Raw genomic sequence first — 24,945 nt, 5'->3', positions numbered from 1 at the left:
TTTCTCCAATCATTCTCGGTGATAATCGGTTTCGGGTGGATCGGTCGTCCACGTGGCCGGAAGCATCGGCGCGGTGGGACGTTCGTCGTGTGTGTCACCGGCCAGCTCTGTCAGCCCGGCGGCCGTGACACCGCGGGCTTTCGTTGCGGTGCCGGTGAATCCGATCGTTCCCGCACCCCGGTCAGACGATGACGTGGTGGAGTGCGGCTCCGGTTCCGACGGCGGGCCGGTGTCGCTGTCGAGGTCCATGTACTCGTCGCGGTGTCCGCGATCCTTGATCCGCTGTGCACGGCGCCGCTTGGCGCGTTCCTTGGCCTGCACCGAAGACAGCGCGGCCGCGGCCGGTGCGGCCTCGGAAACGGGCGCCTTGGCTCCGCTGCCCTCGATCAACGTCGGGCCTGGCCCATCATCGGGATCGGCAGTGCCGACCGCGTAGAACATCGCCTGCGCCGCCGGTGCCGGTGCCGCCGGAGCCGGCGTGGCCGCCGGGGCACCGGCCGCGGTCGGCGCCGCGGGCGCGGTGGCTGGGACGGTCGGCGCGGCTGACGAGACGGGCCACAGGTTCGGTTGCCGCGATGGGGTCGGCGCCGGGGCCGGATCCGCCGCCGCCTCGGGCGCAGGCGGATTCGGTACCAGCGTCAGCAATCCCAGCAGGGGTAGCCCGGCAACGAGGAGCATCGGGGCCCACAGCGGTGAGCTCAAGACAAGGCCCCAGGTGGTCCACCCGACCGGCTGGAAGATCGCCTGGTAGGCCAGCGCCGAGAGCAGCGGCCCCCAGGCCTGCCAGGCTTGAACCGGGTTGGTCAGGAAGTCGACGATCATCTGCTGGATGCTCTGCACCGGATGGGTGAGGAAGTCCCAGATGAGGTCGCCATCGGGAAGGGACTTGATGTAGGCCTCAAGCAGATCGAGGATGCTGTTCGAATTCGTCAGCGCAGAGCCCGATTCGCCGGCCTGCGGCTGTGCGGCGGCCGAGAGCGCCGTCACCGACGATGCTGCCTCGCCTCCGGGCAGCACAATCGTCGGAGCCGGGGCACTTCGGGGTGCGGCGGCCAACGCGGTACCGGCGACCGTTTGATAGACGCTCATCGTCGTGGCGGCCTGGATCCACATCCGGACGTAGTCGGCTTCGTTGATGGCGATGGGGATCGTGTTGATGCCGAAGAAGTTGGTGGCCATCAGGACGCCGTGCACGGCGTGGTTGGCGGCCAATTCGGGCAGTGTGGGCATGGCGGCCAGGGCCGCGGTGTACGCGGCGGCCGCGGTCTGCTGCTGGGCGGCGGCACTGGCACTGTCTGCGCTGGCCTGGTCCAACCACGCGAGATAGGGCGCGTGGCTCGCGACGTATTGTTCGGCGCTCGGACCCTGCCACGACCCGGCCTGCACAGTGGCCAAGACTTGGGTGAGTTCGACTGCGGCTGAGGCATATTCGATGCTCAATGCTTCCCAAGCCGAGGCCGCGGCCAGCATCTGACCGGCACCGGGGCCCGCGCTCAGCAGCGCCGAATGCACCTCCGGTGGTGAGGCGAACCAGATTGGCGCGGTCATCAGCCTCCCCGTGCGATCAGGTAGGACTGGGCGGCGGCAGCATCGGTGGCGGCGTAGCCGGCGCCGGAGTCGGCGACGGCCGCACCCGATCGACCGAGTTCGGTGACCCCCTGGGAAGCCGTTGCCGTGTGTTCGAGGCCCTGGGCGCTGAACCCGGCGGCGGTCTGCAGCGACACGAGGTCCGCGCCGGGCGGCAACACGGCGGTGATCATCGGCGCCGCCGCGGCGTTGGCAGCGGCAAGCCGTGCGGTGAGAGCAGCGACCTGGGCGCTGGCGCCGGCCAGCCCCTCCGGGACGACACGCAGGGTCATGTCGGATCCTCCTCTGTGTGGCGAGCATGAGATGCGCTGTGCGCATGGATAAATGGATTGACGAGCTGGATGTGGTCGACGCCGTCACCATCGCCGAGCAGCATGCCGCGCCCGGCGGGCAGTCGGGTGAACCGGTGCCCGCGAATCTTTGCGCCGTCCGCGGGATTACCGGACAACATCAGTACTGCGGCCTGCAAGTCGCTCATACGGCGCAGCAGCGGGTTTGTCATCAGGGCGTGCGCCGATCCGCCTGCCCGACCGGTGACGATAACTCGTAGGCCGAGATCGCCTGCCGCCGAGAGTAACCCGAGCACCGGCGTCCATGGCCGATGTCCGGCATACGGTCCGCTCATCGCCGGACCGTCGGGAATCTGGTCGACGTCGTCGATGATCAGGTAGTGAGTGTGTGCGGAGCCGGTGCGGGCGCGGTAGTCCCACGTCGACAGTTCAGCGGCGGTCAAACCCGACGGTGGTCGACGCTGCTCGAGCAGTGCCGAGAGTCCCATCACGGCAGGGGTGACCCGGTCGACGTTGGCGCTGTACTCGTTGTCGGGGAACAGGGGCTCGTCGACGAGGTGCAGGCGACGGTCGAAGACCGTGAATGCCACGTCCGCGGCGTTCGAGTTGTCGCGGATGGTGCGGATGACGTGCCGCAGTAGGGTGGTCTTGCCCGTCTTGCCGTCACCCAGCACCATCAACAACGGATGCTCGGCGAAATCGTGCACCACCGGACCCAGGTCGAACTCCCGCTGTCCCAGTACCACTCGCTCGCCTCCGCGATACAGCGGCGCCACCGCGAGAGGGTCGAGTTCGGCGGGCAACAGCCGCACCGCAGGTGCGCGCAGTCCCGGGTAGGCCGCATTGATCGCCGGTATCCGAGCCAGGTCCGGCTCGGCGAACAGGAAGTGCTCCCCCGCCATGGTCAGGCCACGGCCCGGTTGGTCGTGCGGTACAGATTCCGCGGGCCGGCGCAGGGAGTCGTTGACCCGCACATTGCTGTCGCGCGGGTCGGGCAGGCGCAGTTCCAGACGCAGGCCGAGACCGTCGCGCATCGCCAGCGGTACTTCCAGCCAGTTCGGTGTGGTGATCACCACGTGAATACCGTGCGCCAAGCCGGTATTGGCGAGCTCGGTGACGACGGCCAGCAGGGGGTTGCGGGTGTTGAACTGGTCGGTGTTATCGCGCCCGAACGCGTACAGGTTGTCGATCACCAGGAACACCTCCCCGTAGGAATCGGAGTACGTCCCGTGGTGTCCGGCGTTGCGTTGCCGCGAACGCAACAATTGTTCCAGCTCGCCGAACGTGCGCCGGATCCGCTCCGGCTCGAGCGGCGAGGCCACACTGCCCACATGGGCCAGGTCCTCCAGGCCGCGCAGCCGGCCGCCCCCGTAGTCGAGCACGTAGAACGTGACATCGCGTGGCGAATGCAATTGCGCTGCGGACAGCACGAATGTCTTCAGGGCCGTGGACTTCCCAGACTTGGCACCGCCGTGGATCACCATGTTGCCCGCGGACGACGTCGCGTCGAAGATCAACGGGTCCCGTCGCATCTCGAACGGCAGGTCGATCTCACCGAGCGGCCAGCGCCATTGCCGCGTCGGCACGTTGGCACCGGCGAGCACCTCGTCCAGCTCGACCGGCTCGTCAAGCGGGGGCAGCCACAGCGCCGGTGCTTTCGGGCCATACTGGGCCAGCTGATCCCCGATCGTGGTGATCAGCTTGCGCGGCACAGCCGGTTCGATCTCGTGATCGGACAGCACCACGACGTCCTCGTTGAGGGCGGCCGGGCCTGCGGTGAACGCCACCGGTTCGGGTGCCGACGGGACGATATACGAGGTGACCGGTCGTGGGGGATCGTAGATTCCGTCGACGTAGGTGCTGCGAAATTTGATCGGGGCGGCACCCGGCGCGGGCACCAGGAAGCCAACTCCCTTGTGCTCCTTGCCCGATTCGATGTGATACGCGTCCTCGACACCGATGATCTGTCGCGAGGCGGCGGGGCTGGCCACCTTGAGGCCGATCCGGTAGGAGGTGTTCTTGTCGATGTCGCGGATGCGGCCGATGTCCAGGGTCTGCGACGCGAACAGGATGTGGATCCGGAACGAGCGGCCTTTGCGCGCGACGTAGTCGAACAGTTCGGCGTATTCGGGGTGCTCGGACAGCATGAGGGTGAACTCGTCGGCGACCACGAACAGCGTTGGCAGCGCGGGCAGTTCGATGCCGACGGCTTCGGCAGCGGGGCGCGCAGCCTCGTATTCGGCGACCGAGCCGAAGGCGCTGCCCTGCACGCGGCGTCCGGCGTCGCGCAACAGGCTTTCCCGGCGAGCGACCTCACCGCGCAGCGTGTCGGCGAACCGGTCGGCCAGTGACTTCTTCTCCGCCATATTGGAGATGACGGCGACAACCTGAGGGAAGTTGCGGAAGATGTCGGCGCCGGCCTCGCCCTTGAAGTCGACGTAGATCACGATGAGCCGGTCGGCCGAATGAGTTGTCAACAGCGACAACAGAATCGACATCAGCGTCTGGGACTTGCCGGAACCCGTCATACCGATCATCAGACCGTGCGGGCCCATCCCGCCTTCGGCTTCGTCCTTGAGGTCGAAGTACAGCGGCACGCCGGTCGCGGTGACGCCGATGGGTACCCGCAGCTCCTCGTCGCGCGACCGCGGCGCCCATACGTCGGCGATGTCGAGTGCCGAGGCGTCCGGGATCCCCATCAGCGTGGTGAAGCTCGCGCCTCTGGTGGCCGGCGAACGCAGGCCGGCATGGGTGGGGTTGGAGTCCCAGCGCGCCAGGCCGCGGGCGAGATGCACGGCGTCGGCCGGTGCCATCTGGTCAGCGTGGGTGACATAGGTCTGCCAGCCGTCACTCTCCCACCGCTGGATCGCCCCGCCGGTGAGCCGCAGTACCGGCCGTTCCGGGTCGGCGTAGTGCCCCGGCCGCGGCGCGGAGTCTGCTGCGGCGGTGTAGATCACCGTGACCCCCGACCAACCGGTGGCCAGCACCGAATCCTCCGGTGCGTGCGCCGGATCGTCGACCACCACCAGCAGATGCCGCAGCGGATCTTCCGCGTCGACGCCGAACAGCGGGCGGTCGGCCAGCGCCGGACCGAGAGAGGCGATCAGATCGTCGGTGGTCGCCGCCAGATAGCGGGCGGGACCGCAGCCGTCCAGCTGCCCGGGGATGTCGCTGTGCGGCAGCCATTTCAGCCAGCTCCACGTCGGCGACTCGAGTTCCGGGCTCGCCAGCGCGATTCCCAGCGACGCCGCGTCGTGCCAGGTGACGGCCTGAGCCAGCCACGCCCGTAGCGCGGCCCTGACCTCCTCGGCATGACCGTGAACAGTGATCCGTGACACCGCCTTCAGGTCGATGCCCCGCGGCGCGTCCCGGATGGTGCGCTGCGTGTCGAGCAGGGCACGTAGTGCGCTGTGCGACACCGGCTCCAGATCGACCTCGTCGGCGGTGTCCTTGACCCGCAGCGTGGTGGCCAGCGGGATGTCGTGCAGCCCGGCGCGCAGCACCAGGAAGTCACTGTCGTGGGGGTCGCGCTCCCATTGCCTTCGTGATCCGGGAACGGCGGTCAAGGCGGCGGGATCGGGGTGCGACCACAGCAGCGCATCGCGTTGCGCGGCCGCCTCGGTGCGCACGTTGTCCCGGATCACCGACAGATAGCGCAGATAATCCGCGCGTTCGGCGTCGACCTCCTCGGTGCGCATCTTGTTGTCGGTTCCGCGGTAGAGCGCCGTGGCGGCGAGCAGCAGCACGAAGGGGAAGAACAGGGTTTGCGCCGAAATGAGTTTCATTCCGGTGGCCACCATCGCCACGATCATGCCTACGATCAGAATGACGATCAGGAACGGCAGCGCCCTGCGCAGCAGTGATGCCGGTACCACTCGCGGCAGCTCGGGCGGCGGCTCGATGACGATCGTGCCCTTGTTGGTTTTGGGAGCCGGCAGCCGCCGCCCCGCCTCGAAGATCAGCCGGCTCATCGGGTCTCCTGCTGGACTACGGGCCGGACCGCGTCGTACACGACGAGGGCGTCGGCTTGGGACAGGGCAGGGCCGGGAGCGAACAGTGTCAGCACCGACCACGGGATCGGCAGCGGCGGATTCGTCAGACCCAATGCGGCGACGGTCTTTTCGGCGCCCTTCGGATCGCCGCCGATGCCGTACCGGACTCCGGTGTCGGACACCCAGAACAGCGATCCCGCGGGCGGGGACGCCGGCTGCTGGCCGACCGTCTGGACAAAGTAGCCGTGACCGGGTGGCAGAGCCACCCTGGCCGCCGTGCCGGGATCGGCGCCACCCACAAGCTCGACCGGATGGGTCCCGGCGGGCAGCGGCAGCACCGAACCGGACAGCAGGGTCATCAAACTCGTTGCCGCACCGTCGATCTTGGCCCACTGCGCGCAGGTCACCGGTGCGGCCGCGGCGTCCACCAGCTTGACCGGTCCGGCGGGAAACGCCGACACGTCGAGCAGCGACGATACCGGTAGCCGGGCGATGTCATCGGCGCCAAGCTGCGGCGGCTGCGCCAACCCGTACGAGTTCGCGTTGCGCAGCACCGCCGCCAGCACAGGGCTGATGGGCTGAAGACCGTCGGGCAACACGGCATAGTTCGTCGGGGTGCCGTCATTGCGGTAGGCGATCACGACGGCACCGATCGGGGCCGCGCCGGGCAGAGGATAGGCCGTGGGGAGCCCCGCGTCGGGGATCGGCGGGATGCGCAATGGGGGGGCCTCCGGAATCGCATTGAACAGGCCCGGCGAGATCGACCGCGAGGCGGGCGGTGTGGCGGGCAGACCCAACGCGTCGGTGACGGGCCGGTCAGCGAGGTCGATCGCGCTACGACGGCCGTCCCACAGCAGCCAGGTTCCTTCGACGCCGTTCACCAGCACGGCACGACCCGCTCCGAGCACGTCGGCTCGCGCTCCGCCACGTTCCAGCCGGCCGGCGATCACGGTCACACCGGCAGCGTCTGCGGCTCCGCTGGTGCCGTCACACACTGCCCAGTCGGCGTCACGAGAGGTGTTCTGCACCATACGTTCCGGTGCGCCCGGGATGCCGATGAGGCTGCCGCGGGCGAACGTGTCCAGCTGGTCGCCGGTGACGGTGGTGGGATCCACCGGGCGCCCGACGGCCAGCCGCGCGGACGTCAGGTTCAGCACCGGGTGCAGGCGGTCGCCGAGACGAACGTAGAGCGCCGACGTGGCGCGATCGGCCAGCACCGGGTCGCTGCCCGGTACTCCGCCGGGACGCAGCACCGAGAACACGAAGCAGCCGATCACCGCGGTCACGGCCAGCAGCACGCCCATCATGACCGCGCGTGACTGGCTGCGCAGCGGGTCGACGAGCATCCGCGTGTCGTGCAGAGCCAGCCCGGATGCGATGCGGCGCATGACGAATCGCCAACCCGTCACCTGGTGGCGAGTGATGAATCCACGCCGGTACGTCACCCGCTCCGGATTGTCGTTCGCCGGTGTGCGGGAGGAGAAAGACCGCCGGTCGTCGCCACTCATGCGGGCACCGTCAAACCAAGGCCACGCAGCAGCGGTACGACGGAGGCGCGCACATCGGCCGCCGTGATGGTCATCAGCTGCTCGTCGGTGAAGTCAGCACCGGCGAGGTCGGTGTGGTCCAACCTGAATTCTCTTTCCTCCTCGGACCGTTCGACCACATTGCGGACGAATCGTCCGTTGCCGGCGATGTCGAGGCTTCGCCGCGCGATCCCGGTCGAGTCGGGCGTCGACGAATCCGCGAGCTGGCCGAACAGCTCCTCGAGATGCTGCAGCGCTGCGGGCTCGAACACGCTGTCCCGGTTGGCCGCCATCGCCACGGCGATCTCGACGAGCTCGGCCGCCGAGTAGGACGGGAAGACGATGCTGCGGGTGAATCGCGAGCGCAGGCCTTCGTTGGTGTCCAGGAAGCGATCGAGGTCGGCGCGATAACCGGCGATGATGACGACCAGACGGTCGCGGTCGTTCTCCATCCGCGCCAGCAGGGTGTCGATGGCCACCAGACCGAAGTCGTTCTTCGCGCCGGTGGCGACCAATGCGTACGCCTCGTCCAGAAACAGAACGCCGTCGAGCGCGCTGTCGATGAGAGCGTTTGTCTTCGCCTCGGTTTCGCCGATGTGCTGTCCGATCATGTCGGCGCGGTGCACCTCGCGGACGTTCTCCCGCTTGAGCAGTCCCAGCCCGCAGTAGATCTTGGCCACCACGCGCGCGATCGTGGTCTTACCGGTTCCGGGCGGACCGGCGAAGACCAGGTGATGGGTGCGCTGAGCGACGGCCAGTCCGCGCTCCTCACGCCGCAACGCCATCGCGACCGAGCTCTTCAATCGCGACACCTGGTTCTTCACCTCGTCGAGGCCGATGAACTCGCCGAGCTCCCGTTCGGCCTCTTCGAGCAACGCGGCCTTGCGTTCGCGCGCGTCAGGATCGATGAAATCGTCTGCCGTGGGCTCGGTTTCGACGTCCCACGGGTCGGTGCGGGCATCGATACGGGCGGCCGTAGTGGTGGCGATCCCGAAGGTGGGATCGGACAGCGCGTGCTGCACCTGCTCGTTGTCCGGGTTGGCGGCGTACAGATCCTGCAAGACGTCCGCGGCGGTGTCCTCGTCACCGTAGGCCCGCAGGGACAACGCCTTGACCAGAGCGCCGTCCACCGCGGCCACCGCGACCGGGCCGTCGGGATCCTCGAGATAGGACAGTGCGGGCGCGAACATGCCGAGCCGTGCCAGCGCCACACCGAGAGCGACTTTGGCGGCGTGCGCGAAGAAGGGGTCGAGTGCGGTGTCGTTGACCACTGGGGTGAGCAGCTTGACGACGTCCGACCAGCGCTGCGCCCGGGACCGCAGGGCCACATCGACCCAGCGCGCTTCGCGCCACTGGGGCCGTCGCGCACGGATCTCGCTGACGATCTCCTCGGCGGTGTGGAAGGCGCCGTCGATCGCCAGCGCCGCGGCGTACGCGAGCCGGAAGTCATCGGTGGTGGTGGCTCGGAACCGCAGGTACAGCCCGGTGTCGTAATCGAAGCCGAGTGCCCCGGCGGGCAGTTCGATGCGCCGCTGCAGCACCCCACTGGTGTCGGCGGTACGGACCACCGCGGCCAGCACGTCGAGCGTCGCAGCGCCAGTCGCGGCCAGGCCCGTCCAGGCATCACAGTGGTCGTGGGCTACCCGGGTGAGTTCGGTGAAGGCCCGGCGCGCGGCGGGTATGTCGGCGGGTCGGCGCCGGTCGTATACCGGCAGACCGAGCGCTTTACAGCAGGTGGCGAACCTGCTCACCAGATCCGCATCGAGGCGCGCTGGGCGTGCCGAAGTCACTAAACCGTTGTCCATGGGCATCGTGCGGGGCAGCCGTCGACGCCACCCCCATCTCCTTAGGTTTGCCTAACCAACTTACGAGAAAGTTAGCATTGCATAACTTGACTGTCGAGACCTCAGCGGAGGCTCTTCGGCCGCATATCCGACCAGTTCTGCTCGACGAACTCGGCGCACTCGGATCGGCAAGCCTCGCCGAAGGCCACCCGCCATCCGGCCGGGATGTCGGCGAACGCCGGCCACAGGCTGTATTGCTCCTCGCCGTTGACGAGGACATAGAAGCGGCCGTCTTCGTCGTCAAATGGATTGATACTCAACGTTCCTCCCGTTGGTTCGATTCGACTGGGCTCCGGGCCGGGCTCCGAGGATGCGATCGGAGAGCAGTCCCAGGCAGCTCAGGTTGGGAAATCCGGGACCCTGGTTGAGCCCGGACAGGTTGGGCAGAAACAGCTTTGGCGCTACCCCGGCCAGCGACAGGTCGTGTCCGATCGCCTGTTGCAGCCGGTCGCCGGTCACGGGTCCGTTCAGCCGGACCTCGAGCAGGTCCATCACGTCCGGGCCCAACAACGGCAGGAACCACAGCGAGTCGGCGCCCGAACCGTCGATGACGAGGTCGAATCCGTGCACCGTTTCCAGCCGCTCGCCGTGGCGGTCGGTGTGCAAGGTGATGCGGATCCGGTCGTCGGCGGCGACACCGTGCGCGACCCGGCCACGTAGGTGCCGGATGCGGTCGTCGGCGAGCAGTGAGTCCTGGACTCGCGCGGAGAACACCCCGCGGTCGGTGCGAGCCATCACGTCGCGGCGCTCGGCGAGCGTCAGCCCGGTCCAGTCCGTCGGGTCGCTGAACATCCGATTCTCGAAGTAGCTCTCGCCCCGGGTGAACAGCGTGGCCTGTGGTGAGATCACGGTGATCGTGGACACCCGATGCCGGAACAACTCGTTGAGCATCGACGCGGCGGTCTCACCGCCGCCGATCACGGCGACCCGCTCCGCGTCGAGCCGTTGGTTCATGGTCGACACCTGCCAGAACTGGGCAATGGAGAGCACCTGCGGATGTCCGGGCAGTACCGACCGGCCCGGCTGGCCCGGTCCGGTGATCATCACCGCATCGGCCTCGACGGTGCCGGTGTGCGTGTGAAGCACCCAGGACCGATCCTCGAGGGACAGCCGGATAACCTCTCCGTCAACAACATTCAGTGCAGCGGCGTCGGCCACCCAGCGCAGATAGCTCGCCCACGTCTCGTGGGTAGGCGCTGGCTTGCCGCGGTCCACCCACTCCGCGAATCGCCCGGTGGCCACCAGGTAGGACTGCCAGCTCAGCCGCATCATCCGCCGATCGAGTTCACCGTTGCGTCCCGGCAGGATCGTCGACCGATACGGGAAACCGACGTCCTTCTCCGGGCTGGTACCCAGCCGGTGCTGACCGTCAGTCCAACCCCCGCCGGCCCGCCAGTTCGCCGCGACCGCAGTCCGCTCTACCGCCACGATGTCCGGTGCGGCGACACCCATGTCGCGCAGCGTCGCCGCCTTGGCGGCCACCGCCACCGCTTTCGCACCGGCACCGAGAATCGCCAGCCGCGCGGTCACCGGGTCACTCCAGCCAGCTCGTGCAACACGTCGCTCCACATCGTCTGCAGCACAACGATGTCGGAATCAGTGAAAATGTCCGGCAGGGTTCGCCACTGGGTGACCAGCTTTCCGCCGGCGACGGCGGCCACGAGCGTCAACTCGTGGCGCACCGCGACGTTCGGTTCGGTCATGATCGAGAGATGGGCGAGCAATGCACGATCCAGTAGAGGGCCGGCGTCGAGGTCGAGCCTGCCGAGATAGTTCAGCAGCAGCTGCGGACCACGGAAGCCCCGGAGCCGCTGCGAGGTGTCCGGCCGGGCATAGCGCAGCAGGGCGTAATCCGTTGCCCGTCCGGGTATTTCGGGCATCGGCTCGCCCGGCCGGATGCGCAGCGGATAGATGGCGCTGAGCAGGCCAACCGTATCGTCGGCGCCGTCACGCCCGTGTGTCTCCAGGGACAGCAGCGGAACCGGGCTGACGTCTCCGCGTAGCTCGCGCCAGCGGACGATCAGTCGGGCGCACGCGTCGGCCAGCACTTCCTGGATCGGCACCCGCCCATGGAGCAATGCGGCGGTGACATCGCTCTCGGCAACGGTCACGGTGATCGCGAGGTCGCCGAACCGATCGGTTCCGGGGCGAATCCGCCTGGCTCCCAACCTCGGGTCGTCGCCGTCGACCTGTGCGATCCAGAAGTCGACGGTGTCGAGGCCGGTCGCGCGTTCGGTGAGCGTGTTCGCCCACCGGCGGTAACTGATCCGTTCTCCGTTGACCGGACCGAGTGCACCCGCGCCGGCCGTCGACCAGTTGGCCATCAACTCGCCCAGCACGATTCGCCATGAGGCCGGATCCATCACGAGCACGTGGACCACCAGGACGAGCACGCCGGCGTCACCGATGTGGTGCAGCCACAATGCTTCGGTCAGGTTCCCCCGCTCGGGATCGAGTCGTTCGATGGCGGCGGCGGCGTGTTCGGTCACGGCGTCGAGCAGTTCACCGGAGACCACGACCTCGGTCAGCGGAATGGTGTCTCGGCCGGCCGGGACGAACGTCATCGTCGAGCGGTCAAGGCGGCTGCGGAACATCTCGTGCCCGCCGGCGATGCCGTCCAACAGAAGGCGTAACCGCGCGGCGTCTGCATCGGCGGGCAATCGGATCGCCTCCACTTGCGACAGGCGTCGCGGATCACCGTGCTCGTACAGCCAGTGCACGGCGGGCAGCGCCGGGATCGGACCGTCGGGCTCCGGTCCGGCGGCGAGTTCGTCGGTGGTATCCCGATCGACAGCGGCGGCGAGTTCACGCAGAGTTGCGCACTCGAGGACCAGCCGAGCCCGCAGAGGCAACCCTCGGCTGCGCGCGAGCTGAACCAAGGACAGCGCGGCGATGCTGTCGAGTCCCAACTCGAGCAGGTCGGTGTCGATATCGACCACGTCAAGGCCGAGCAGCCCCGAAACAGCCTCGCTCAGAGCGACTTCCGTGGGTGTGCTCGGCGGCTCGGGGTTCTCCTCCGGCGCGGCCATTCTCGCCAGCGCGGCCTCGTCCACCTTGCCGTTGGCCGTCAGCGGGATCGCGTCCACGACGATCAGCCGGTGCGGAAGCATGTAGCGGGGCAACCGGTTCCGCAGTAACGGCCGCAGGTCGGGCACTGTCACGTCGCCGGCGATATACGCGACCAGCCGAGGACCGGACGGCTGCTGGTGGACGGCGACATGGGCATGCCGCACGCCGGGCACATCCATCAGCACCGCCTCGATCTCGCCCGGTTCGACGCGGTGTCCGCGGACCTGGATCTGGGCATCAGCGCGGCCGACGAAGGACAGCGCACCATCGGCATCGCGGCGCACCAGGTCCCCGGTCCGGTACATCCGTCCACCGCCCGGTGCGGCGACGAATCGCGCCGCGGTCTCGACCGGGCGACCGAGGTAGCCCCGGGTCACCTGCTCTCCGGCCAGGTACAACTCCCCCACCACTCCGTCCGGGACGGGGTGCAGCCAGGAGTCGAGCACAACGGCGCGGGTCGATCGGGTCGGGTAACCGATCACCGGAGCGTCGTGGTCGGCGATGGCGGCCACCACGGCCTCGACAGTGGTCTCGGTCGGGCCGTAGCAGTTGTATGCAGCCAACGGTGTTGCCGTGCAGGCCTTTCGGATGTCGGTCCAGTCGACCGATCCGACGGCCTCGCCGCCCAGTGCCAGTACGGAGAGCTGCCCGGAATCCAGTAGTCCAGCCTGACGCAGGCCGGTGAACATCGACGGGGTGACGTCGAGCATGTCGATCCCGTGCTGTTCGATGATGCCGACCAGCGCTTCGGCGTCTCGGCGGTCGGACTCGGAGATGAGGTGCACGGTGTGGCCGAACAACAAGCCGGCCAGCGGTTGCCAGGCAGCGTCGAACGCGAACGACCAGGCGTGGCCGATGCGTAGCGGCCGGCCCAGACGTTCGGCGGCCGGCCTCAGCATCCGCTCGGCGTGGTCGTCGATATAGGCGAGCAGAGCGCCGTGAGTTCCGATGACGCCCTTGGGTTCTCCGGTGGTTCCAGAGGTGAACACCGTATAGGCGGCCTGGCCCGGATGCGTCCGCGCACGATACCGCGGCGCTGTGCGGGCGGCCGCCACCATGGTGTCGTCGATGACGACGGTGGCGCCGGTCTGGGCCAGAATCGAGTCGACCCGGCCGGCGGGCATCTCCGGCTCGAGCGGCACGTACATGCCGCCGGCCTTGAGCACGCCGAGCATCGCGGCCACGTAGTCGGCACCGCGCGGCAGCATGATCGCGACCGGTCCTTCGTCGGTCACGCCGGCTTCGCGCAGGAGACCGGCCATCCGGTCCGAGCGCTCATGCAGTTCGGTGTAGTCCAGCTGGCCGCCGTCCCACCGGATGGCGATCGAATCGGCGTGCGCTGCCGCAGCTTCGGCGAACCGTTCGGCCACCCCGACGTCGGCGGCGACGCATGTGCCCACCTCGAACGGAAGGCGTTCATCGTCGAGCAAGATGTCGACGCCGCCGAGCGGCCGGTCCCATCCGTCGAGCAGTCGGCGCATTGTCAGCAGCACTCGTCGGCCGAGGGTGTCCGCGGACATCATGCCGAGGGCGTTGTCGGTGACTTCCACCAGCAGGGTCAGCTCGGCGGTGTTGCGGTATGCGGCCACCGTCACCGGGAAGTGCGTCAGGCTCTCCATCGCGGCGGGCCGGAAGCGGACCTCCCCGGCCGTGAACTCCTGTCCACCGATCACGTCACCGGGCGGGAAGCTTTCGTATACCAGCAGCGTGTCGAACATCTCGCCGACCCCGGCGAGGGCGCGCAACTGTGAGTGCGTCAGATAGCTGTGGTCGCGCAGTTCGGCGGCTTCGCGCTGCAGCGTGGAACACTGTTGGCCGACAGGCTTGTTCGGGCTCAGGCGCACCCGCAGCGGCAGGGTGTTGATGAACAGGCCGACCGTGGTTTCCACCCCGGCCAGTTCGGGCGGCCGGCCCGACACGGTGACGCCGAAGACGATGTCATCCTGGTCGGTCAGCCGGGACAGGATCAGCGCCCAGGCCATCTGCATCACCGTGTTCAGGGTGACTCCCCGGGAGCGGGCCGCGGCGGCCAGCTGCTCGGCGTCGGCGGCGGGCAGCACAATTTCAGTGCGTGTGGGCAGTCCTGAACTGTCGCCGCCCAGAGCGGGTGACAGCATCGTCGGCCCGGGCAAGCCGGCCAGGTGCCGACGCCAGAGTCGTTCGCCGGCCGGCGAATCCTGCTCGGCGAGCCAGCCGATGTAGTCGCGGTACAGCCGTGGCGCAGGAAGCACGTCCAGACTGCCGCCGATGCGGTACAGCGTGAGCAGCTCGCCGATGAACACCGGCAACGACCAACCGTCGATGACGATGTGGTGCGCGGTGACCACCAGCCGCCAACGCTGCTCGGGCAGCTCGATGAGCAGGAAGCGAATCAGTGGGCCGTTATGCAGCGTGAAAGCCCGCCCGCGCTCGAGCTTTTCGAGCCTGGCGGCCCGATCATCATCTGGCGCGGCAACGTGCTCCCACGGTAGGTCGACGATGGCCGGGATGATCTGAACGGGCCGCGGCAGATCTTGGTGCCAGAAGCTGGCCCGCAGGTTGGGGTGGCGCACCAGCATCGCGGCCGCGCAGTCGCGCAGCAGCGCGACGTCGAGCGGTCCGGTCACATCGGCCGTCATCGCGATGACGTAGGGGTCGCCGCCGTCTGGTCCGATCAGCGTGGCGTGCGAGTACAGGCCCAGTTGAAGCGGCGACAGGGCCAGGACATCGTCGATGTCGGCGGGTGCGGTCACGACGGACGTGCCTTCGACCACGACGACCTCAATGCGGCCAGATCAGCTGCCGACAACCCGGACACGCTCATCGGTTGGTGCCGGATGTCGGTGTGGCCGTTGCTCAATGTCCCGATCCCGTCGTCGATCGCGGCGGCCAGCGCTGCCACCGTGGGATGTTCGAAAATCGTTCGGGGTTCCACCGTCAGACCCGCGGCACGCATCCGCGCGGCGAGCTGTACGGACAGGATGCTGTCTCCGCCGAGTGCGAAGAAGTCGTCGCCCCTGCCGATCTCGGTCACGCCGAGCAGGTGCTCCATCGCGGTGGCGACGGCCCGCTCGGTATCGGTTCTGGCCGGCTCGCTCGCACCGGTGGTGTGCACGTCGGGGCGCGGTAGCGCGGGCCGGTTCAGCTTTCCCGATTCGGTGGCGGGCATCACGTCGAGCACGGAGATCGTCGCCGGCGTCATGTAGCCCGGCAGCGCCGCGGCCACCGACGCGCGCACCGACGCCGCGAATGCCGCCGGGTCGTCCACCGGCTCCTGCGGTACGACGTACCCGGCCAGGGAGGCGCCGCTGGGGCCGTCCCACGTCCGCGCGGCCGCGATGGCCACACCGTCGGCAGCTTTCAGGGCGGCTTCGACTTCGGCGAGTTCCACCCGAAATCCGCGCACCTTCACCTGGTGGTCGGTGCGTCCGACGAACTCCAGACGCCCGTCCTCGGTCCACCGGCCACGGTCTCCGCTGCGGTAGAAGCGGGAACCGGGCTCAGCCGCAAAGGGATTCGCGATGAAGCGGGATGCGGTCAGCGCGGGCTGTTTCCAGTACCCCCGCGCGATCTGCTCACCGGCGTAGTACAGCTCACCGACGACACCGACCGGCACCGGCTGCAGCGCCTCGTCGAGCAGGTAGACCTGAGATCCCTCCATCGGCGTGCCGATCTTGGGGGTGGGCAGATCCAACGGGCCACGGATCAACGCACCTGAGGTCTCGGTGGCACCGATGGCATTGAGCAACTCGACTGGTCTATCACCCACGCAGGCAACCAGCCGTTGCAGCAGCGAAACGTTGACGGGCTCACCACAGGTCACCAGCCGGCGCAGCGCACGAACAGCGTCGGGCGCGCTGTCGACGAGCGCGGACACCAGGCTGGCGACGCCGGTGACCTGGGCGACGGAGTGCCGCTCGATCAGGCGGGCTATCGCCTCGGCATCGCGGTGCTCGGCATCGTCGGCGACGATGAGTGTCGCACCGGCGGCCAGCCCGGCAAGGGTTTCGATGCAGCCCTCCAGGAACGTCATCGGTGCTTGCGCGAGCCGGATGTCCTGCCCCGCCACCGGGTAATGCTTGAGTTGCCACATCAGCCGAGTGCTCATCGCGCGGTGGGTTCCCACCACACCCTTCGGCTTACCGGTGGATCCCGACGTGAACATCAGGTACATCGGGTCGTCGGGACGTGGCAGAGGCAGCGGTGCAACAGGATCGGCGGCGTCCAGCTCGGCGCGGATCAGCGGATCGTCCATCGAGATCACCGCAACGCCGTCGGTGGGCGGCATCGATGCGCCGGCCTCGGCGGTGACGACGACGACCGCGGGCTCGACGTCGTCGAGCATGAGTTGCTTGCGCGCCGCCGGATACGTGGGATCCAGCGGGAAGAATCCGGCGCCCGCCTTCATGATGCCCACCAGGGCGACCACCAGGTCGATCCCGCGGCGCATGGACATGCCGACCAGGGATCCGGGGCCGACGCCATGGCGCACCAACAGGTGCGCGAGTCGATCCGAACGGTGGTGCAGTGCAGCGTAATCAAGCTCGTCGTCACGGCACCGCAGCGCGACTCGGCCCCGACCCGATCCCCGACTTGCTTCGAGTAGCTCCGGCACCGTGCGTGGCCGGTCTGCGGGTGACGCGATGCCACGGCTATGGGCGAGCACCTGGTGCTTCTCGGTGTCATCGAGCAGGTCGACGTCGCGCACCGGGGTATCCGGATCGGCGGCGATCGCCTCGATGACCTGACCCAGCCATCCGCTGAAGCGCTCCATCGTCGAGGGCTGGTACAGCTCCGTGCGGTAGATGACGTGTCCGCGATACCCGTCGTCACCGACGAAGAAGTTGACACTCAGGTCCGCGTGTGCCACATCGAATGTCGGCTCCAGCGCGGTGAATCGCGTGTCGCCGTCCGGTCCCGTCTCGATCAGTTGGTTCTCCGGAAGTTCCTCCCGCACGTGGACGACGACCTGGAACAGCGGGTTGCGCGACAACGACCGCACCGGGTTGACCGCATCGACCACCCGATCGAACGGAAGGTCCTGGTTGGCATAGGCGGCCAGGGCCATCTCGCGGGCGCGCAGCAGGGCCTCGCGCAGGGTCGGGTTTCCTGACAGGTCGTTGCGTAGCACCAGGATGTTCACGAAAAAGCCGACCAGCCGGTCCAGTTCGGTGTCGGTGCGCCCCGCGACCGGAGTGCCCAGCGGGATGTCGTGACCGCCACCGGCCTTGCTCAACACGACGGCGACAGCAGTCTGCAGCAGCATGAACTCGGTGATGCCGAGCTCGCGGCAGAGCGCGGTGAGCCGTTCTCGCACCGCTCTGTCGAAGTGCAGCGGGATGGCGGCGCCGGCGCCACCGGCCATCGGTGGGCGCGGCAGGTCGGGTCGCAGGCCGGTGTCCTCCGGAAGGCCGTCGAGCTGGCGCACCCAGAACTGCCGTTGCGCGTCGATCAGCTCGGTGTCGGACAGCAGCTGGACCTGCCACGTCGCGTAGTCGCGATACTGGACCGGCAGCGGCTGCCAGGACGGTGCGGTTCCCGCGCGCCGCGCCCGGTAGGCGGTGAGCACGTCGGTGAACAGCACACCCGCCGACCAATGGTCGGCCGCGATGTGATGCACGACCATCGACAACACGCACTCGGTTGATGTGCGCAGAACCGCGATGCGGATCGGCAGTTCGGTCTCGAGCTCGAACCGGTGCGCGCGTTCGGCATCGAGTTGTGTTGTCAGCCAATTGTTGTCGGGACCGTCGAGTCGCCGGACCGGAACATCGTCACCGGTGCCGATCACCTGGTGAGGAACGCCGTCGATCTCGCGGTACACGGTCCGCAGGATCTCGTGTCGGGCGATCACGTCCTCGATGCCGGTCACCAGGGCGTCCACATCGCACGGCCCGGTCAAGCGAGCCGCGAACGGGATGTTGTTCACCGGGCTGGGACCGTCGACGCGGTACTGGAACCAGCTTCGCAACTGGGCCGCCGACAGCGGAGACCGCTGAGGGTCGCCGCCCGCGGACACCAGCGGCGGCCGGGTCGACGGCACCCGGCCTTGCCCACGGTCGTCGATCAACGCGGCAAGATCGCCGACGCTGCCCGCTTCGAAGATGTCGCGGACACTGACGTCGACACCGCAGGCCGCGCGAATCTCGGCCACGAGCTTGGTGGCCAGCAGCGAGTGCCCACCGAGGGCGAAGAATGAATCGTCGCAACCGACTTCGTCGACACCGAGCAGCCGGGCGAACAGCGCGGCGATCGCATGTTCGGTCTCGGTGACGGGTGCACGGTATTCGGTCACCGGCGCGATCACCGGGTCAGGCAGCGCTGCCCGGTCCAACTTGCCGTTGGCCGTGATCGGGATCTGGTCGACGACCACATACGCCGCCGGGACCATGTATTCGGGCAGTGCCGCGGCGACCCGCGCCCTGATCCGTCCGACGTCCACCACATCACCGGCCGCCGGTGCCACATAGGCGACCAGACTCTTACCGAGATGCGCCAGCTCGGTGGCGATCACCACCGCGGTGCCGACACTCGGGTCGACGGAGACCGCCGCAGCGACCTCGCCGAGTTCGATGCGAAAGCCGCGGATCTTGACCTGCTCATCGGCCCGGCCGACGAACTCGAGGTCACCGTCTCGGTTGCGCCGCGCCAGGTCACCCGAGCGGTAGAGCCGGCCACCGGGGGTGAACGGGTCGGCGACGAATCGTTCGGCGGTCAGCACCGGCCGGTTGTGGTAGCCGTGCGCGAGTTGCTCTCCGCCGATGTAGATTTCGCCGATCACCCCGGCTGGGACAGGCCGCAGCGCGTCGTCGAGCAGATATATCTGGGTGTTGATCTTCGGGGTGCCGATCGGCACCACGCGGGTGCCCTGGCGACCTTCCACCTTGTAGCGGGAGGCGTTGATGATCGTCTCGGTCGGCCCGTAAAAGTTGTGCAGGAGCGCGTCGAAGGTGGCGTGGAACTTGTCGGCCAGCTCACCCGGCAGCGCTTCCCCGCCGATCGGCACCCGGCGCAGGGTGCGCCACTGCTCGACACCAGGCAGCGAAAGGAACAGCCCGAGTAGCGACGGCACGAAGTGCATCGACGTGATCGCCTCGCGCTGAAGCAGATCGGTGAGATAACCGATGTCGCGCAGTCCGTCGCTGCGGGGGATCACCAGACGGGCTCCCTGGGCCAGCATTCCGAAAATCTCCCCGATCGAGACGTCGAAACTCGGGGAGGCGACCTGCAGCAGGTGGTCGTCCGGCCCGATCTGGTACTCCTGGGCGAACCATCGGAAGTAGTCGGCGACCGGCCGGTGTGGCACCGACACGCCCTTGGGCAGACCCGTCGAGCCCGACGTGTAGATCAAGTACGCGGTGTTGGCCGGGCCGAACGGGCGCGCCAGCTCTGACGGCGCCGGGTCGTGGGTCGGGAAGTCGTCGATCCCGGTGATGGGTTCGCGGACCACCACTGTGGGATCTGCGTCGGCGAGGATGTAGGCGATGCGGTCGTCGGGGTACTCGGGGTCGACGGGCAGGTAGACCGCGCCGGCCTTGGCGATACCCAGCGCGGTGATCACCAGCTCGGGTGACTTCTCCAGCAGCACCGCCACCCGGTCCTCGGCGCCGACACCCTGCGCGGCGAGCCAGTGCGCATGCTGATTGGCCGCTTCGTTGATCTCGCGATAGCTGTACGAGCGGCCCTCGTAGACAACGGCTGTCGCGTCCGGCCTCCTGATCGCCTGCTCGGCGACCAGATCCCCGAGTGTCTTTGGCGGGCAGACGAAGTCTTCACCGCGTGACACCCGGAACAACCACGCGGTGTCCACGTCGTCGAGTAGCCGCAGGTCCGCCACCATCCGATCGGGTTGCGCCAGCGCGTCGCCGAGGAGCACGACAAAGCTGGTCAACATCTGCTCGACCAGGTCGGCGTCGATCACCTCGGTGAGGTATTCGACCTCCACCTTCGCTTCGCCACCGGTGAACTCGACCATGAATCCCAATGGCAATTGGGCGTACTGGCCGCGCAAGTCGGCGCGGCGGCAGGTGACGCCGGGAGGGTTGAAGCCGTCGCCGTCCGGGTGCCGCATCCCGAAGCCCACCCGAGCCATCCGTTCGACACCGTAGCGGCGGTCCGGGTTGAGCTCGCGGACCACCCGGTCAAGGTTGACCCGTTGGTGGGCGAAGGCGCCGACAGCGGTGTCGCGTGCCGCGCCGACCAGATCAGCGAAGGTGCTCCAGCGGTCCGGCCGCATGCGCAGTGCCACAGTGTTGCCGTAGTAACCGATGACGTCATCGGTGGTGCGGTTGAGGACCGGTGCGGCGACCAGGAAGTCACCGGCGTGGGTGTAGCGGTGCACCAATGCCGAGAACGCCGCCAGCAGAACCATGTACGGAGTTGCACCGCATTCGTGCGCCAACGTGGCCACCGCATCGACGGTGTGCGCGTCCAACCGGGTGACGTGCCGATCCGCCCGCCACTCGGTCGGCACCACGGAGCCGGTTGGTCCGGGCAGTTCCAGCGGTTCGGGCGGGTCGACGAGCACCGCGCGCCAGTACTCGACGTCGGCGTCGTCATTGCCGGCGACCTGCGCCTCGGCCGGTGGCGCCGGTGGCAGCACCTCGTGTTGATACGCGCGCTTCAGATCGGCGAAAAACACTCGCCACGAGGCGTCATCCCAGGCGATGTGGTGGGCGGCCAGGAGCAGCACATGCTCGTCGGAACCGGTGCGTACGAGGGTGATCCGTAGGGGGGATTCAGAACTCAGGTCGAACGGTGTGGTGAAGGTGCGCTGCGCGAGAACGTCGAGGCGCAGTCCCCGGGCCTGGGTGCCGAGCTCTTGAAGATCGTGTTCGGCCCAGGCCGGAGTGAGGTCGTCGCGGACGGTCGGGCGTGGTTCACCGTCGTCGCCGGCCTGGTAGGTGGTGCGCAGGATCGGGTGCCGCGCGGCGACAGCCTCGACGGCGGTCCGCAGACGAGCCGCGTCGAGCTGACCGGTCAGACCATACGACACACACACGTTGAGCAGCGCACCCGTGCTATCGATGGACTGCACGAACCACATCCGGCGCTGACCGTCCGACATCGCGGCAGGGTCGGCCACCGCCTTGGGGTCGGCCAGCAATCCACGCTGAGACAGCTTGCGGCGCAGCAATTCCAGGCGCTGCTGGTCGAACGAGTCGGCGAGGGTGTCAGTCATCAGATCTCCGGGTGAGCGCCAAGGTGACCTCGGCGGTGTCCATGAGCGTCACTTCGAGGTACAGCTCCGCGATGGCGTCGAGCCGGTCGGCCGGCTCGAGCTCGCCAAGGCGGTGGGCCAGGGCTTCGACGGTGCGGGTGGCGAAGACGTCGGCGACGCTGACGGCGGTGACGTCCAGTCGCTGCCGGATCCGCGCCACGAGCGTGGTGGCCAGCACGGAATCGCCGCCGAGGGCGAAGAAGTCGTCGTCAGCTCCGACCGCGGTCGTACCGAGGATGTCGGCGATGATCGCGGCCAGCGCTGACTGAACCGGGCCGGACGGGGTCCGATGCGCGGTATCGGCGTCGATGCGGTCCGCCAGCCGCTGGGCCACGGCCTTGCGGTCGACCTTGCCGCCCACGCTGTACGGAATTCGGTCGAACACCTCGATGTGATGCGGAACCATGTGAGCGGGAAGGTCTTTGGCGAGCTGCGCCCGCAGCGCGTCGAGCCCGGCTTCGGCCGCCAACTGGACGGCGGCCGCCAACCGGTCCTGGGACGGCGTGGGTCCGGGGACGGTCACCGCGACGGCGCCGCGTACGCCGGGGACCCGGTGTAGTGCCGCCTCGACCTCACCGAGTTCGACGCGGTAACCGCTGATCTTGACCCGGTGATCGGCGCGCCCGACGAACTCGCACGTCCCGTCCGGCCAGAAGCGGGCGAGATCACCGGTGCGATACCAGCGCTGTCCGTCGTGTTCGACGAAGCGCTCGGCGGTCAGGTCGGGCCGGTCCCGGTATCCGCGGGCGAGGCCCCGTCCCCCGATCCACAGTTCACCGACCACCCAATCCGGGCAATCCGCTCCGCCGGCACCGACGACGCGGCATCGGTTGTTCGGCAACGGCTTTCCGAACGGAATTGCGGTCCAGTGCCCGGGTACGTCGGCCACTTCGCAGATCGTGTTGTGGATCGCGGTTTCGGTGGCGCCGCCGAGTCCGGCGAACCGTACCTCGGGCGCGCGGTCGCGCAGCTCGCGCGCCATCACCGGGGTGACCCAGTCACCGCCGGTCGGCACCACCCGCACCGTCGGCAGCGGACCCGCGACGTTGAGCAGCATCGCCAGCCACCCGGGCAGGAAGTGCAGCACCGTGACCCGATGGCGTTCGATGAGCCGCACCCACTGGTCCGGGTCACGGCGATGTACCTCGTCAACCACGACGATCGCCCCACCGGTGGTCAAGGTGGCGAACACATCCAGCACCGAGATATCGCATTCGAGGGTCGATAACGCCAGACACCGGTCCTGCGGGCCGAGCTCGAAATGCTCGGCGATGAATTCGACGGTGTTCATCGCAGCGTCGTGGGTGACCTCGACGCCCTTGGGTTCCCCGGTCGACCCCGAGGTGAACAGCACATAGGCCAACCGGTCCGAATCCCCTGTCACAGAATCCGATTCGGCTCCGGTACCGCGCACGATCGCGTCGGCGACGGTCATCACCGGCACCGGGAGGTCTGGCAGGTCGGCACCGCACACCAGAGCCATGTCGACCGCACCGCTGGCGAGGATCCGCTGGGCGCGTTCCGCCGGCTGGTCACTACCGACCGGCAGATACGCACCGCCCGCCGCGTGGATGCCCAGCAGCGCCGGCACCTGTTCAGCCGTCTTGGGTCCCAGAACCGCGACGGTTCCCCCGTCGGGGAGTCCTGCGGCGCGCAGGGCGGCAGCCACCGCCAGCGATTGCTCGCGCAGGTCCGCATAGGTGAGATCGCCCATGCTGCTGAACACCGCAGGAGCATCGGGTTGACGCGACGCAGTGTCGAAGAAGCCGTCGTGCAACATCTTTCCGCTGGGCAGCGCGGTGGTGTTCACCGCGTCCCGCACCGCACGCTGTTCCGGCGGGAGCATCGGACCGCGCCCGCTGTCCCAGGCGGCGTCCTCGTGAGCAAGGCGCTGCACTTCGGCGGTGTGGTGGGCGAACATCGCGTCGATGACGCCGGGACGGAACGCGCTCTCCCGGACATCCCAGTTGAGCAGTATGCCACCGGCGACTTCGGTCACCTGGGCGTCGAGCAGCACCTGAGGTCCCTGCGAGATGATCCAGCTCGGTGTACCGAATTGTGTTGTCACATCGGCAGAGAACAGTTCGCCGAGGCCCAGTGCGCTGGTGAACACGACCGGAGCGAGCACCTGCGTTCCGCGATGCCGGCTGATGTCCCGCAGCACCGACAGTCCCGGATACGACGCGTGCGCCGCCGCCTCGTGCATGGTGTGCTGCAGTGCCCGGGCCCGCTGCGCCGGGGTGTGCGCGGCGGCGAGGTCGACATCGAGCAGCAGCGACGAGGTGAAGTCGCCGACCACCTTCTCGATATCCGGGTGCAGCGGTTCGCGCGCGAACAGCGGAACGTTGAGCAGGAAGCGCGGATCGGCCGACCAACCGGCCACCGTGTCGGCGAACGATGCAGCCAGTGTCATCGCAGGCGTCACGCCGTGGGCACGCGCCCGCTCGAACAGTCCGTCCCGGGTGTGCGGATCCAGCCAATGCCACCGGCGCCCGGGCCGGGTGGGGTCGGTCCGGTCTGCGGCGGGCACCACCGGCAGCGCGGGCGCGTCGGGCAACTGTGGCACTCGGTCGGACCACCAGCGTCGATCGACGTCGAACCGGTCTGGCGGCGAAAGTTGTTGGCGATACTGCTGATACGTGTAGCCGATCGCGGTGAGTGAATCACCGCGATACAGGGCGGCGAGATCAGCCATCAGCGCGCGGTAGCTCATCGCGTCCGCGGCTTGCATATCCAGGTCCACGTGCAGGCGGCTGCGGTGCCCGGGAAGCAGCGTCAGCGTGAGCTCGAAGACCTGATCGTCGAGCTGTTGCCGCGATTTCGCCGACCGGATCGCGGTCAGCCGCTCCTCGACGTCGTCGCAGTCACGCAGGTCCAGAACCGTTACCGGGAAGGCGGCGGGTGGAGCACCGACACGTTGGGTGCCGTCGGGCAGGAACTGCACTCGCAGCATGGGGTGACGTGCCGCCAAATGCGTGGCCGCCCGCCGGAGTCGGTCCGGATCCACCGCGTCGCCGTCGAACTCCACATAGAGATGCCCGGCCACACCGCCGAGCTGCTGATCGGCGTGCCTGCCGACCCACATCGCGTGCTGCATCGGCGCCATCGGAAAGGGCTCCCCGTCAACGGGTTGCGTCTCGCCCGGCGTCACCTCGGCAGGCGTGGGAGCCGTCAGCAACTCCGCCCAGGCTCGAACTGACGGGGCGGCCGCGAGTCGGGCGAAGTCGACGTCGAATCCCGCACGGCGCCAACGTCCGGCGAGCGCCATCATGCGAATGGAGTCCAGCCCCTGCGCAATCAGGTCGCCGTCCGGGTCGATGTCGGTGTGGTCGACGCCGAGGACTTCGGCGATCCGGTCGGTGATCATGGCCGCTTCAGCCGCGGTCACTGCGCCTCCTGCCTCAGACCAGCCTTACCTAACTTTGGGAAGGCTACCCT

At 68.2% G+C, this 24,945-nt stretch carries 10 protein-coding genes; all 10 read right to left on the bottom strand.

Annotated elements, in window-relative coordinates:
* Positions 1-9 precede the first annotated feature (9 nt).
* A complete protein-coding gene (locus K0O64_RS01975) occupies positions 10-1,548 on the bottom strand; it encodes a PPE family protein (RefSeq protein ID WP_096309654.1) in 1,539 nt (512 codons plus the stop codon).
* Positions 1,548-1,859 (bottom strand): PE family protein, encoded by a 312-nt coding sequence (locus K0O64_RS01970; protein ID WP_096309653.1) that lies wholly within the window; start codon positions 1,857-1,859, stop codon positions 1,548-1,550. The genes K0O64_RS01975 and K0O64_RS01970 overlap by 1 nt, the downstream gene beginning before the upstream one ends.
* A complete protein-coding gene (gene eccCa / locus K0O64_RS01965) occupies positions 1,856-5,848 on the bottom strand; it encodes a type VII secretion protein EccCa (RefSeq protein ID WP_220045974.1) in 3,993 nt (1,330 codons plus the stop codon). The genes K0O64_RS01970 and eccCa overlap by 4 nt, the downstream gene beginning before the upstream one ends.
* Positions 5,845-7,377: a type VII secretion protein EccB gene (gene eccB, locus K0O64_RS01960; RefSeq protein WP_096309651.1), complete on the bottom strand. Its 1,533-nt coding sequence runs from the start codon at positions 7,375-7,377 to the stop codon at positions 5,845-5,847. Before eccB ends, eccCa begins: the two co-directional genes overlap by 4 nt.
* Positions 7,374-9,200 (bottom strand): type VII secretion AAA-ATPase EccA, encoded by a 1,827-nt coding sequence (eccA, locus tag K0O64_RS01955; RefSeq protein ID WP_083542754.1) that lies wholly within the window; start codon positions 9,198-9,200, stop codon positions 7,374-7,376. The genes eccB and eccA overlap by 4 nt, the downstream gene beginning before the upstream one ends.
* Before the next feature lie 101 nt (positions 9,201-9,301).
* Positions 9,302-9,499, bottom strand: coding sequence for an MbtH family protein (locus tag K0O64_RS01950; protein ID WP_096309650.1), 198 nt, complete (start codon positions 9,497-9,499; stop codon positions 9,302-9,304).
* Positions 9,480-10,769, bottom strand: a complete 1,290-nt coding sequence (gene mbtG / locus K0O64_RS01945) for an NADPH-dependent L-lysine N(6)-monooxygenase MbtG (protein WP_096309649.1) — start codon at positions 10,767-10,769, stop codon at positions 9,480-9,482. The genes K0O64_RS01950 and mbtG overlap by 20 nt, the downstream gene beginning before the upstream one ends.
* Positions 10,766-15,040: a non-ribosomal peptide synthetase gene (locus tag K0O64_RS01940; protein ID WP_096312650.1), complete on the bottom strand. Its 4,275-nt coding sequence runs from the start codon at positions 15,038-15,040 to the stop codon at positions 10,766-10,768. The genes mbtG and K0O64_RS01940 overlap by 4 nt, the downstream gene beginning before the upstream one ends.
* Positions 15,037-21,468, bottom strand: a complete 6,432-nt coding sequence (locus K0O64_RS01935; protein WP_096309648.1) for a non-ribosomal peptide synthetase — start codon at positions 21,466-21,468, stop codon at positions 15,037-15,039. The genes K0O64_RS01940 and K0O64_RS01935 overlap by 4 nt, the downstream gene beginning before the upstream one ends.
* Complete coding sequence (locus K0O64_RS01930; RefSeq protein ID WP_096312649.1) at positions 21,461-24,874, bottom strand: non-ribosomal peptide synthetase; 3,414 nt, start codon at positions 24,872-24,874, stop codon at positions 21,461-21,463. Before K0O64_RS01930 ends, K0O64_RS01935 begins: the two co-directional genes overlap by 8 nt.
* Positions 24,875-24,945: the final 71 nt, after the last annotated feature.

This window comes from Mycolicibacterium pallens, assembly GCF_019456675.1.
Lineage (GTDB): Bacteria > Actinomycetota > Actinomycetes > Mycobacteriales > Mycobacteriaceae > Mycobacterium > Mycobacterium crocinum.
The sequence above is the reverse complement of the archived record's forward strand: the minus strand, read 5'-3'. Positions and strand labels throughout refer to the sequence as shown.